At 59.3% G+C, this 12,657-nt stretch carries 14 protein-coding genes; 12 read left to right on the forward strand and 2 right to left on the reverse strand.

The window, feature by feature from the left end; genetic code table 11:
• Positions 1 to 35 precede the first annotated feature (35 nt).
• From rpoZ to recO, 11 genes are all read left to right on the forward strand, one after another.
• Positions 36 to 428, forward strand: a complete 393-nt coding sequence (gene rpoZ / locus DA915_RS05205; RefSeq protein ID WP_020009554.1) for a DNA-directed RNA polymerase subunit omega — start codon at positions 36 to 38, stop codon at positions 426 to 428.
• A 132-nt stretch (positions 429 to 560) separates the two neighbouring features.
• Positions 561 to 2,795, forward strand: a complete 2,235-nt coding sequence (locus tag DA915_RS05210) for a bifunctional (p)ppGpp synthetase/guanosine-3',5'-bis(diphosphate) 3'-pyrophosphohydrolase (RefSeq protein WP_003509955.1) — start codon at positions 561 to 563, stop codon at positions 2,793 to 2,795.
• Between the two features lie 197 nt (positions 2,796 to 2,992).
• On the forward strand, positions 2,993 to 3,139 hold the full coding sequence (locus tag DA915_RS05220; protein ID WP_003496944.1) for a hypothetical protein: 147 nt from the start codon (positions 2,993 to 2,995) through the stop codon (positions 3,137 to 3,139).
• A gap of 473 nt (positions 3,140 to 3,612) precedes the next feature.
• Complete coding sequence (locus DA915_RS05225; RefSeq protein WP_003509953.1) at positions 3,613 to 4,191, forward strand: DUF2062 domain-containing protein; 579 nt, start codon at positions 3,613 to 3,615, stop codon at positions 4,189 to 4,191.
• Positions 4,188 to 4,592, forward strand: a complete 405-nt coding sequence (acpS, locus tag DA915_RS05230) for a holo-ACP synthase (RefSeq protein ID WP_003509952.1) — start codon at positions 4,188 to 4,190, stop codon at positions 4,590 to 4,592. The genes DA915_RS05225 and acpS overlap by 4 nt, the downstream gene beginning before the upstream one ends.
• A gap of 208 nt (positions 4,593 to 4,800) precedes the next feature.
• Positions 4,801 to 5,547 (forward strand): signal peptidase I, encoded by a 747-nt coding sequence (gene lepB, locus DA915_RS05235; protein ID WP_003509951.1) that lies wholly within the window; start codon positions 4,801 to 4,803, stop codon positions 5,545 to 5,547.
• A complete protein-coding gene (gene rnc, locus DA915_RS05240; protein ID WP_003509950.1) occupies positions 5,544 to 6,263 on the forward strand; it encodes a ribonuclease III in 720 nt (239 codons plus the stop codon). Before lepB ends, rnc begins: the two co-directional genes overlap by 4 nt.
• A gap of 73 nt (positions 6,264 to 6,336) precedes the next feature.
• Positions 6,337 to 7,287, forward strand: a complete 951-nt coding sequence (gene era, locus DA915_RS05245; RefSeq protein WP_020813374.1) for a GTPase Era — start codon at positions 6,337 to 6,339, stop codon at positions 7,285 to 7,287.
• A gap of 175 nt (positions 7,288 to 7,462) precedes the next feature.
• A complete protein-coding gene (locus tag DA915_RS05250; protein WP_107675318.1) occupies positions 7,463 to 8,215 on the forward strand; it encodes a Crp/Fnr family transcriptional regulator in 753 nt (250 codons plus the stop codon).
• A 136-nt stretch (positions 8,216 to 8,351) separates the two neighbouring features.
• Complete coding sequence (locus DA915_RS05255; protein ID WP_107675319.1) at positions 8,352 to 8,729, forward strand: response regulator; 378 nt, start codon at positions 8,352 to 8,354, stop codon at positions 8,727 to 8,729.
• 57 nt (positions 8,730 to 8,786) lie between these two features.
• Positions 8,787 to 9,566 (forward strand): DNA repair protein RecO, encoded by a 780-nt coding sequence (gene recO / locus DA915_RS05260; protein WP_003501952.1) that lies wholly within the window; start codon positions 8,787 to 8,789, stop codon positions 9,564 to 9,566.
• Here the strand turns inward: recO and DA915_RS05265 are convergent, their stop codons facing one another.
• Positions 9,567 to 10,781 (reverse strand): MFS transporter, encoded by a 1,215-nt coding sequence (locus DA915_RS05265; RefSeq protein ID WP_003501954.1) that lies wholly within the window; start codon positions 10,779 to 10,781, stop codon positions 9,567 to 9,569.
• A 166-nt stretch (positions 10,782 to 10,947) separates the two neighbouring features.
• Between DA915_RS05265 and DA915_RS05270 the strand changes: the two genes are divergently transcribed.
• The gene (locus DA915_RS05270) at positions 10,948 to 11,682 is read left to right on the forward strand and encodes a bifunctional 2-polyprenyl-6-hydroxyphenol methylase/3-demethylubiquinol 3-O-methyltransferase UbiG (protein ID WP_107675320.1); all 735 of its coding nucleotides are present in this window, start codon (positions 10,948 to 10,950) and stop codon (positions 11,680 to 11,682) included.
• A 123-nt stretch (positions 11,683 to 11,805) separates the two neighbouring features.
• Here the strand turns inward: DA915_RS05270 and DA915_RS05275 are convergent, their stop codons facing one another.
• Positions 11,806 to 12,648 carry an MOSC domain-containing protein gene (locus tag DA915_RS05275; protein WP_107675321.1) on the reverse strand — a complete coding sequence of 281 codons (843 nt, stop codon included), beginning with the start codon at positions 12,646 to 12,648 and terminating at the stop codon, positions 11,806 to 11,808.
• Positions 12,649 to 12,657: the final 9 nt, after the last annotated feature.

Below are 12,657 nucleotides of genomic sequence, written 5' to 3' on the forward strand. Positions count from 1 at the left end.
TGATCCACGACATTACGACCCACAAAGGACAGGCAATGGCCCGCGTCACAGTAGAAGATTGCATTGATAAAGTAGACAACCGTTTCGAGCTGGTGCTTCTCGCCAGCCACCGTGCGCGCCAGATTTCGCAGGGCTCTTCCATCACGGTTGACCGCGACAACGACAAGAACCCTGTCGTTGCGCTGCGCGAAATCGCTGATGAGACGCTGTCTCCCGACGATCTGAAGGAAGACCTCATCCACTCGCTGCAGAAGCATGTGGAAGTGGACGAGCCCGAGCCCGATCCGGTCACGCTCGCCGCCTCTGCTATTGCCGACGGCGAAGACGACGACCAGCCGGAAACCGTCACTTTCGACCAGATGTCGGAAGAAGAACTGCTGGCCGGCATCGAAGGCCTTGTGCCGCCGGAAAAAAATGACGATTATTGATCCGGTTTTATGACGCCTTTGACAGGCGGTGGTTACCGTCTGTCAATAGTTGCCGTCATAATCTGATCCCTATTGATGCAGCATTGTGCGCCGACCCCAAGGTTGGCGCGCTTTCTTTTTGTGGAATATCGCATGATGCGGCAATACGAACTCGTCGAGCGAGTTCAAAAATACAAACCGGATGCGAATGAGGCCCTGCTGAACAAGGCCTATGTTTACGCCATGCAGAAACACGGCCAGCAGAAGCGGGCCAATGGCGACCCCTATATCTCGCATCCGCTGGAAGTTGCCGCGATCCTCACAGAAATGCATCTCGACGAATCGACCATCGCGGTGGCGCTGCTGCACGATACGATCGAGGACACCACCGCCACCCGTGCGGAAATCGACGAGCTATTCGGCGAAGATATCGGCCGGCTGGTGGAAGGCCTCACCAAGCTCAAGAAGCTCGACCTCGTCACCCGCAAGGCGAAACAGGCCGAAAACCTGCGCAAGCTGCTGCTCGCCATCTCCGACGACGTGCGCGTTCTCTTGGTCAAGCTCGCCGACCGCCTGCACAATATGCGCACCATGGAATACATGCCGGCCGACAAGCGCAGCCGCATTTCCGAGGAAACCATGGAAATCTATGCGCCGCTCGCCGGCCGCATGGGCATGCAGGACATGCGCGACGAGCTGGAGGACCTGTCCTTCCGTTATCTCAACCCGGAAGCCTATGAGACGGTGACGAACCGCCTGCAGGAACTGGAAACGCGCAATGAAGGCCTGATCAAGAAGATCGAGGACGAGTTGCGTGAGCTTCTCGTGGCGAACGGCCTGATCGGGGCTAACGTAAAAGGGCGGCAGAAAAAGCCTCATTCGGTTTTCCGCAAGATGCAGGCGAAGTCGCTTTCCTTCGAGCAGCTTTCGGATGTTTACGGTTTCCGTATTCTGGTGGACGATATTCCCGCCTGCTACCGGGCGCTGGGCATCGTGCACACCCGCTGGCGCGTGGTGCCGGGTCGCTTCAAGGATTACATCTCCACGCCGAAGCAGAACGACTATCGCTCCATCCACACCACCATCGTCGGACCCTCGCGCCAGCGTATCGAGCTGCAGATCCGCACCAAGCGCATGCACGAGATCGCCGAATTCGGCATTGCCGCCCATGCGCTCTATAAGGATGGCGAAAACGGGGAGGGCGATCTGCTCTCTCGGGAAAGCAACGCCTATTCCTGGCTGCGCCACACCATCGAATCGCTCGCCGAAGGCGACAGCCCGGAAGAATTCCTCGAACATACCAAGCTGGAACTGTTCCAGGACCAGGTGTTCTGCTTCACGCCCAAGGGCAAGCTGATTGCGCTGCCGCGCGGTGCCACCCCCATCGATTTCGCCTATGCGGTGCACACCAATATCGGCGACACCACCGTTGGCGCCAAGATCAACGGGCGGATCATGCCGCTCGTGACCCGGCTTAACAATGGCGACGAGGTGGAGATCATCCGCTCGGGCGTGCAGGTGCCGCCTGCCGCATGGGAAGAGGTGGTGGTGACGGGCAAGGCCCGCTCGGCCATCCGCCGTGCCACGCGCATGGCCATCCGCAAGCAATATTCCGGCCTTGGCTATCGCATTCTGGAGCGCACCTTCGAGCGCGCCGGCAAGGCCTTCTCGCGTGAAGCACTGAAGCCCGTTCTTCATCGTCTGGCGCAGAAGGATGTGGAAGACGCGATCGCCGCCGTCGGGCGCGGTGAGGTCTCTTCGCTCGATGTGCTGCGTGCGGTCTATCCTGATTATCAGGACGAGCGCGTCACGGTGAAGATGACCGGCGACGACGGCTGGTTCAATATGCGCAGCGCTTCCGGCATGGTCTTCAAGATCCCCGGAAAGTCGCGCTCCGCTCTGGAGGACGACGGCGCGGCCGAAATGCTGGATGGGCCGGACCCGCTGCCCATCCGCGGCCTTTCCGGCAATGTCGACGTGCATTTCGGTGCCGCCGGCGCGGTTCCGGGTGACCGCATCGTCGGCATCATGGAAAAAGGCAAGGGCATTACCATATATCCCATTCAGGCGCCGGCGCTGCAGCGTTTCGACGATGAGCCGGAGCGCTGGATCGATGTCCGCTGGGACCTCGATGAAGCGAACAAGTCGCGCTTCATGGCGCGGGTGATGATCAATGCGCTGAACGAGCCGGGCACGCTCGCCTCCGTGGCGCAGTCCATCGCCACGCTCGATGTCAATATTCGGGGCTTGAACATGGTCCGCATCGGCACGGATTTCTCCGAGCTGGCGCTGGATGTCGAAGTCTGGGATCTCAGGCAGCTGAACCAGCTTCTGTCGCAGCTCAAGGATCTCGACTGCGTCTCGACGGTGACGCGTGCCTTCGATTGAGGCATTTTTGATCCTTTGAAGATACTGAAAGGCCGTTGTTATGCGTTAAACGCATGGCAGCGGCCTTTTCCTGTCTCTGGTCGTGGAAGCGGTTTGCGACTATTTTCTCCTCAGAAATTGAAGAGAAGGAAACGCGGCGTGCCGGTGGATGTACACCGATGAGAAACGCCAGTTCCAAACCGAAAGGGCCGAAAATCATGTTTACTCCGCTTCGCAAGATCGCCCGTGCCGTCCGTGGCAAGACCACCCAGGAACGCGAATTCGAATATCTCAGCGGTTCGGTATCGAATGTCGATCTCGAATTCCGCCAGCGCGAAATCGACCGCGGCCTGTTCCGCCGGTAATGCACTCAACGCATGGCAGCCCATCGCCATGCGTATGGGGCTAGCAGATGCAGCCGTATCGGCCTGTGCATTCCTGCGTCTCGTAGACCAAGGTGAATACGCGCTTCTAGCGGGTGTCCCACACACAGCTGTCCGGTTTGACTGATATGACATGCTGCGTTTGCAATGAAGTTGACGGCGAGAGGGAGCGTATTTCCTCAACGTCTCCTTGGTCCCGGGAACAAGTTCGAGGATGCCCCAAGGATCTAATCACGTTGAATTGAATCAATCGCTTGCTGATCCTCGGGACAAGCCCGAGGATGACGTCAGAGTGTCCGGCAAGGTTTGTTATTGATCTGTCGACGCTGCGCGAACACGCGTAGGCTGGTTTCCGGCTCAAGGCCAGAATGACGGACGTGGGGATAAGTCGGCAAAAGTCCTTTGTTGTCTGCCATGCTCTTGGCTCGGCCGGGGCGATGAAATAGACTGCCCCCATGCCGTTTCGCCGCCGTGAACCCGTTGGTTTTTCAGAGAAGATTCGCGACCTGTTCTGGCCGCGAACGGGTTTTTCCCGTTCGCTGCGCTATATGAAGCTGCGCCTGCTCAGGCTTTCCGCCTCTCCGCATTCTGTTGCCGCCGGTGTCGCCATCGGTGTGGGCGTGGCGTGGACGCCGTTTCTCGGCGTTCACATCATCATCGCCATGGCGCTTGGTTTCCTCTTGCGCGTCAATCTCGTGGCGGCAGCACTAGGCACCACCTTCGCCAATCCGCTGACATTTCCTTTCATCTGGGCATCCACCTGGGAGCTGGGGCACTTCATCCTCGGCCGGCAGAAGACGGAAAGTGCCGCGCATGTGGATTTCGTGGCGCTGTTCAGCCATCTTGAATTCCGGCAGATATGGACGCCGGTGCTGGAGCCCATGACCATCGGCGCGCTTCTTCCTGCCGTCATCAGCGCAGTCATCGCCTATATCGCCGTTTATGGCCTCATCAGCGGTTTCCAGCGCCGCAAGATGGAAAATCTCGCGCATCGCGCCGCCAACAAGAATGCTTCTCTGGAGATGCTGAAATGATCATTGGATTGGGTAGCGACCTGATCGACATCCGACGCGTTGAAAAGTCGATCGAACGTTTCGGCGAACGCTTCACCCATCGCTGTTTCACCGATATCGAGCGCGCCAAATCCGATGGCCGCAAGAACCGCGCCGCTTCTTATGCCAAACGTTTCGCCGCCAAGGAAGCCTGTTCCAAGGCGCTGGGAACCGGCCTTGCGAACGGCGTCTTCTGGAAGGATATGGGTGTCGTCAATCTGCCGGGCGGCAAGCCGACCATGGTGCTGACCAATGGGGCAGGGGAGAGGCTGGCGGCCATGCTGCCTGCCGGCCACCGCGCCAATATTCACCTGACGATCACGGACGATTTTCCTTATGCTCAGGCATTTGTGATCATAGAAGCGCTTCCCGTGATCGATTGAGGCCCCGGCCTTGCCGCATTGGCGTTCTATTTGCGGGCGTGTGACAGAAGCGCTTCCCTTCGGGCTGGAAAGGTTCTAGAGAAGTCGCAGAAATATGAAAGCGTTGCTGGCAGTGTGAAACCGCTCCACCGCCGCAGGCTCTACAAACAACGGCCCGGAAGCCTTCGCGAAGCCGAAGAAGCCGGGAAACAATCAGGCAGGTCTTTAAGTGTCGGAAAAAGCTGAAAAGAAGCAGAACGCCCTCTGGGAGAACGTCAAGGTCATCATTCAGGCGCTGCTGCTGGCCATGGTCATCCGCACCGTGCTTTTTCAGCCCTTCACGATCCCATCGGGCTCGATGATGCCGACGCTTCTGGTTGGCGACTATCTTTTCGTCAACAAGTTCTCCTACGGTTATTCGAAATATTCGCTGCCTTTTTCGCCGAACCTGTTTTCGGGCCGCATTCTCGAATTCAGCAAGCCGAAGCGCGGCGACGTCGTGGTCTTCCGCCTGCCGCCCAATCCTGAAGTCGATTATATCAAGCGTCTCGTCGGCCTGCCGGGTGATCGCATCCAGGTGACGAACGGCGTGCTGTTCATCAACGGTCAGCCGGTTCCGAAGCAGCCCGACGGCACCTTCACGTCAGATTATCGCGCCGATCCGGGCGCCAATGTGCCTGTTTTCCGCGAAACGCTTGATAATGGCGTCACCTACGACACGCTGGACCAGTCGCCCGATTCGCGCGGCGACAACACGCGTGAATTCGTGGTGCCGGAAGGCCATTATTTCATGATGGGCGACAATCGCGATAATTCGCTCGACAGCCGCTTCGATGTCGGTTTCGTGCCTGAAGAAAACCTGATCGGCCGCGCCAGCGTCATCTTCTTCTCGCTGGGCAACGACACGCCGTTCAGCCGCATTTGGGAATGGCCGGCCAACATGCGTTGGGACCGCCTGTTCAAGGTTGTGGGATGAGTAAGACCAAGCCGCTTTCCGCGGACGAAATTTCCCGTCTGGAAGCGTTGATCGGATATGAATTCAAGGAAAAGGCCCGGCTCGACCGGGCCTTGACCCATGCCAGCGCCCGCTCCGCCGCGGCCGGCAATTACGAGCGGCTGGAATTTTTAGGGGACCGCGTTCTCGGCCTCTGCGTGGCGGAATTGTTGTTCTCCATTTTCCGTAACGCCACCGAAGGTGAACTCTCCGTCCGTCTCAACCAGCTCGTAAGCGCCGAATCCTGCGCCGCGATCGGCGACGAGATGGGGCTGCACAATTTCATCCGTACCGGATCCGACGTGAAAAAGCTGACCGGCAAGGCGATGCTGAATGTGCGTGCCGATGTGGTCGAAAGCCTGATCGCCACCATCTATCTGGATGGCGGGCTGGAAGCATCGCGCAAGTTCATTCTGAAATATTGGCAGGGCCGCGCAACGAGCGTGGATGCCGGACGGCGAGACGCCAAGACCGAATTGCAGGAATGGGCGCATGCCAGATTTGCGACCACGCCCTCTTACAGGATTGACGATCGCTCCGGACCGGATCACGATCCTCGCTTTACAGTGACTGTCGAAATTCCCGGCGTAAAGCCGGAAACCGGTGTCGAGCGCTCCAAGCGCGCGGCCGAGCAGGTGGCGGCAACCAGATTGCTGGAACGCGAAGGCGTCTGGCAGAAGGGCTCCACCCAGAACTGAGCGCCCGCCATAGGGTGCTAAATCGAGCGCATGGCGGACCGATAAGGCCGCATGTTGAATACCTCTGACCTTGATGGATATCATGACCGATCACGAAAACCCCGCCATTGAAGGCGAAGACAACAACCTTCCGACCCGTTCCGGTTTCGTGGCCCTTATCGGCCCGACCAATGCCGGCAAGTCGACGCTGGTCAACAGGCTGGTGGGCGCCAAGGTCTCGATCGTCAGCCACAAGGTTCAGACGACGCGCGCCGTGATGCGCGGCATCGCCATTCACAAGAATGCGCAGATCGTTTTCATGGACACGCCCGGCATCTTCAAGCCGCGCCGCCGGCTCGACCGCGCCATGGTCACCTCCGCCTGGGGCGGCGCGAAGGATGCCGATCTCATCCTGCTGCTGATCGACAGCGAACGCGGCCTGAAGGGCGACGCCGAGGCCATTCTCGAAGGTCTGAAGGACGTTCCGCAGAAGAAGATCCTCTGCCTCAACAAGATCGACCAGGTGAAGCGTGAAGACCTGCTTAAGCTTGCCGCCGCCGCCAATGAGACGGTGGCCTTCGACCGCACTTTCATGATTTCGGCCACCAACGGTTCGGGTTGCGAAGACCTGATGGATTATCTGGTGGAGGCTCTGCCGGAAGGTCCGTGGTATTATCCGGAAGACCAGATTTCCGATCTGCCGATGCGCCAGCTAGCTGCCGAAATCACCCGCGAGAAGCTGTTCCTGCGCCTGCATCAGGAGCTTCCCTATGCCTCGCACGTCGAGACGGAAAAGTGGGAAGAACGCAAGGACGGCTCGGTACGCATCGAGCAGGTGATCTATGTCGAGCGCGACAGCCAGAAGAAGATTGCGCTCGGCAAGAACGGCGACGCGATCAAGGCCATTTCCACCGCCTCGCGCAAGGAACTGTCTGATATCCTCGAACAGCCGGTGCATCTCTTCCTGTTCGTCAAGGTGCGCGAGAACTGGGGTGATGACCCCGAGCGTTTCCGCGAAATGGGACTAGAATTCCCCCGAAACTGAAGCACATCCGCTTCACCCCTCATTCCTGTGACAAGCACAGGAATGAGGGCGCTGGGGGATGGAACGACGTACAAATAGCGAACTGAATATCTTCACCTACCGTCGGGAACCGAATACGTTTGGGCGGGTTGTTCCAAAACAATTGGGCGCAACCTTTTTTCGATGACGGATATTCATGTCGCCAAAAAAACCGAACGGAATTTCCACCACCCCGTGCCAGCAATGTCCCCTGCGCGACCTGCCGCATTTCCGCGACTTTTCCTCCTCCGAGCTAGATTTCGTCTCGCGTTTCAAGACGGGGGAACTTGCGGTGGAAGGCGGCTCCGTCATCCTGATGGAAGGCTCGCATAGCGCCCATCTTTACACCGTTTTGCAGGGCTGGGCTTTCCGTTACAAGACGCTGGAAGACGGCAGGCGGCAGATACTGAACTATGTCATGCCCGGCGATCTCGTCGGCCTGCAGGGCACGGTGATGGGGGAAATGCAGCATTCGGTGGAGGCGCTGTCGCCGGTAACCCTATGCGTCTTCGAGCGCTCGCGCCTCAATAATCTCTTCACCGACCATCCGACGCTTGCCTATGACCTGACCTGGATCGCTGCGAGTGAGGAACGCATGCTCGACAGCCATCTCCTCAGCATCGGCCGGCGCACGGCGCTGGAGCGCGCCGCCTATCTGATTGTTTTCCTCTACAGCAAGGCAAAGGCGGTCCATCTCATACAGGGGGAAACGCCGATCCCGGTCACCCAGCAGCATGTGGCGGATACACTTGGCCTGTCCATTGTCCACACCAACAAGACCTTGAGAAAGCTGGTCGATCGCGGTCTCATTCGCTGGACCGACAAGGGTTGTCTGGTGCTTGATGATGCCGGGTTGAGCCATGTGGCCGGCTGGGAAAGCGAAGAGAAGCGGCAAAGACCCTTCATCTGATCTTCTTTCGACATGTCTTTTTTAAATGACGGTGGAGCCGTAATTTGCGATTCCTGTCGTGATATCTCACTGGAGAATCATGTCGGAAACCGCAGCTTCGAGCCTTGCGGCCATCTTTTTAGGAAGAAGAAAACATATGGTGCCACAACGGGTTATCATCGTTGAGGATGAATATCTGGTGGCGCTTGATGTCGAAGCGGTTCTCCAGTCCATGGGGGTGGAAACCGTCGTCATCGCCACGACGCTGGCGCAGGCGAGACAGGCCGTTGAAGAGGACGGCGCCGATTGCGTGCTTCTTGATGTCAGCCTTACCGACGGCAAGAGCTATGATTTTGCGCGCGGGCTGCGCGATGGGGGAATTCCCTTCGGTTTCGTCAGCGGCTATGGCGACACGACGGGTTTTCCGGATGATCTCATGCATGCGCCATTGCTCGGCAAGCCCTTCGGGGAAAACGAAATTATCGATTTCGTCCTCAACCTCGTCGGCACGGTCGACGATGCCGTAAAAGAATAACGTTTCGCCGCCAGATCGGGTATGATCGGGCCTTGAATCGAAATTCGGACGCGTTTCATGCAGTGGCAGGAAGAGGCAATCATTCTCGGCGTAAAACGCCATGGCGAGACAAGTGTCATCGCCGAGGTGATGACCCCTTCGCGTGGCCGCCATCTGGGGCTGGTCCGTTCCGGCCGTTCCCGCAGCATGCAGCCGGTGCTACAGGCCGGAAACCGGGTGGATGTCATCTGGCGCGCGCGCCTTCACGATCATCTCGGCGAGTTCCGCATCGAGCCGCTGCAATTGCGCGCCGCACAACTGATGGAGACGGCGACCGCGGTTTATGGCGTACAGGCCATGGGTGCTCTTCTCAGGCTTCTGCCGGAGCGTGATCCGCACCCGCATCTCTATCAGGCGCTCGATATCATTCTCGACAATCTCCACGACCCCGTCGATGCCGGGGAATTGTTCGTGCGCTTTGAACTGGCAGTGCTGAACGATCTCGGTTTCGGGCTTGATCTGACCGAATGCGCGGCGACGGGGCTGCGCACCGACCTCATCTATGTATCGCCAAAGACGGGCCGGGCGGTTTGCCGCACGGCAGGCGCGCCCTATGCGGAGCGCATGCTGTCGCTTCCGGCTTTCTTAAGCGAGGGCCAGTCGAAGGCCGCCGATCCTGACAGCCTTGCGGCGGCTTTCCGCCTCACCGCCCATTTCCTCAACCGGCATGTCTACGATCCGCGTGGGCTCAACGAAAACGCCGCCCGCGACGGTTTCGTGCAGGCGGCGCTGAAGGCGCTGGAAGGCCGGGCGACTGAGGGGAAGGCGATGCCGCCCGCGCTCGATAAGGCTGTCTGACTAGGCCATTGCAGGCCTCGGGGCCGGTCGCTCCTGAATGGGCCAATGCACGACGGCCGCAAAAATCCCCATGCCGACGCCCAGCCACCAGACGAGATCATAGGAACCCAGCCTGTCGTAAAGGAAGCCGCCGAGCCAGACGCCGAGGAACGAGCCGATCTGGTGCGACAGGAACACGACGCCGCCGAGCATGCCGAGATGGCGTGTGCCGAACATGATCGCCACCAGCGCATTGGTGGGCGGCACGGTGGAAAGCCAGAGGATGCCCATGACGGCGGCGAAGATGATGACCGAAAGCGGCGATTGCGGCAGAAGCAGGAAGGCTGTGACGGCGACAGAGCGGGCGATATAGATATAGGCCAGCAGATAGGGTTTCGAATAACGCTGGGCAATGACACCGGCGGCAAGCGACCCGATGATGTTGAAGAAGCCGATCAGCGCCATGGCGATGACGGCATAGCGCGGTTCGATGCCGATATCGCCGAGATAGGCCGGGAAATGCGCGGTGATAAAGGCCACCTGAAAACCGCAGACAAAAAAGCCGGTGGTCAAAAGCAGGTAGCTTTTATGGCCGAGCGCCTCCTTCAGCGCTTCGCCTGCCGTCTGCTGGAACTGCGCCTGCGACTGGCTGCCGGAGGAGGAATTGCCGCGCATGAAGAAGGCGAGCAGCGGCACGAGCATCATCATCGCGGCAAGCCAGACGAGGCTGTCCGACCAGCCATAGGTGGAGATCAACCCCTGACTGATCGGTGCGAACAGGAACATGCCAGCTGAGCCTGCCGCCGTGCCGATACCGAAGGCGAGCGAACGTTGCTGCGGCGTGACATGGCGTGCAAAGGCCGAGAGGATGACGCTGAAGGAACCGGCGGCAATGCCGAGCCCGACAAGCACGCCGCCGCCGAAATGCAGCCAGAAGGGCGAGGTGCCAAAGGACATGCAGATGAGGCCGGCAGCATAAAGCAGGCCGGAGAGCACGAGCACGCGGCCCGTGCCGAATTTATCGGCGATGGCGCCAAAGAAGGGCTGGCCGAGACCCCAGAAGAGGTTCTGCAGGGCCATGGCGAGACCGAAGGTGGAACGGTCCCAGCCGGTATCGGCAAGCATCGGCAGCTGGAAAAAGCCCATGGCCGAACGCGGTCCGAAGGTCATGACGGCAATCAACGACCCGGCGGCGATAATCACCCAGGGCATTGTCTGGCGTGTGGCTTGCAACATGAATATTCCCCCATCGCGGCGCCTCGTCCCAAAAAAGAGGGACATGGCTTGCCGCGGATTCCGCTATGATGGGATGAATATTATCTTTTGTCAGCCAGTCCCACTAGCGACTTTTCTTGACGGCCACTATTCATGCGATTGATGGAATACGGCCGGAGAGAAGACGATGAAACAGAATATCTACGACGATCCAGGGTTTTTTGAGCGCTACAGCGCCATGCCGCGCTCCGTGGAGGGTCTGCGCCAGGCCGGCGAGTGGCATGAGCTGCGTGCCATGCTTCCGCCCCTGAAAGACAGGAGCCTTCTTGACCTCGGTTGTGGTTTCGGCTGGCATTGCCGTTTTGCCGCAGAACAGGGCGCGCGCCATGTCGTTGGCGTTGATCTCTCGGAAAACATGCTGCACCGCGCCGCCGAGATAAATGGCGGGCCCGGCATCGAATACCGCCGCGCCGCCATCGAAGACATCGATTTTCCGCAGGAAAGTTTCGATGTGGTGCTGAGTTCTCTCGCCCTGCATTACGTCCGCGATCTCGACGTGGCATTCGCGAAGATTTTCACCGTGCTGAAATCCGGCGGCGATTTCATCTTTTCCATCGAACACCCCGTTTTCACGGCGCTGGAAAAACAGGACTGGTTTTATGGCGAGGATGGCGAAATCCTGCACTGGCCGCTCGATAACTACCAAAGTCAGGGCGTGCGCCATTCCAACTGGATGGCGGACGATGTGGTCAAATATCACCGCACGGTGTCAGGCCTTCTCAATGGTCTCTTGGCCGCCGGATTTGTTTTGACGCGGTTGGCGGAGCCGAGGCCTGATCCGGCCTTGATGGCCGAGCGGCCTGAACTGAAGCACGAAGATCGCCGCCCGATTTTCCTGATCGTCGGGGCGCGCAAGCCGTGATGCGGTGACGCTCCGTCCTTTCCTCATCCTGTGACAGGCGCAGGAATGATGGAGAGAGGGCGCGCCAGCCTATGAAAACTTTGCGCCGTGGGCTGTGGGTTGGGTTTGACCCGAACCAGCAACTTACCGCCGTTTGATCGTCCAGCCTTCCGGCCGTTCCTCGACCACCTTTGCCACATCGCCGACGGACAGCTTGCCCTGGCTGCGCGGCGTCACATTCCAGCCGAAGAGCGGGCCGGGCACGCGCCGGTCGCCGGACATGCGGATGCGGCCCATGGCTTTCATGGGGGAGGGCACATCGCGCGAGCCGGTGGTCTGATCCTGCGTGGTCATGATGCAGCGGGCGCAGGGCTTGACGAGATCGAAGCGAATGCCGCTAATCTCGATGGCCGCCCAGCGGTCCTCAGCCCATGGCTCGTCCGTGTCAAGCACGATATTGGGCCGGAAACGCTCCATGCCAACAGCGTCTTCGCCATTGGCGCGCATATTGTCGTTCAGCGCGGCAAGCGAAGCGGTGGTAGTGACAAGGATCTGGTAGCCGTCCGCAAAGGTGACGGGCGTTTCGTTGCCCGTCCATTCGAGGCTCGCAATACGTTTCGAGGTATCATCAAAAAAGGCGAGCTTCACCTCGCGCCCCAGCCATGCCGAGAGCGTGCCATTGGTCTCGTCATCGGCGATATTGGCGCTGACGATCGATTTCCACACCGCCACATCCATGCGCTGCCCGGATGGCCTTGCGAAAATCTCGCCGTCCTTGTCGCGCGCCAGCACCATGCCGCCATCCTCATGCCGGGCCAGAACCGTGGCGATGGCGGGCAATTCGCGCTGGGTGATGAAATGGCCGGAGGGATCAGTGAGCATGGCGCGGCGGTCACCCGGCAGGCCTTCGGCCGAAACGGCGCTTTCGGAGAGAGGGATACCGCGCGCGCTTTTCAGCGGATAGATGTTGAGTTCGGTCACACGCATCTAGGGTCT

Origin of the sequence: Agrobacterium sp. LAD9 (assembly GCF_003031125.1) — a bacterium.
Classification (GTDB): domain Bacteria; phylum Pseudomonadota; class Alphaproteobacteria; order Rhizobiales; family Rhizobiaceae; genus Agrobacterium; species Agrobacterium radiobacter.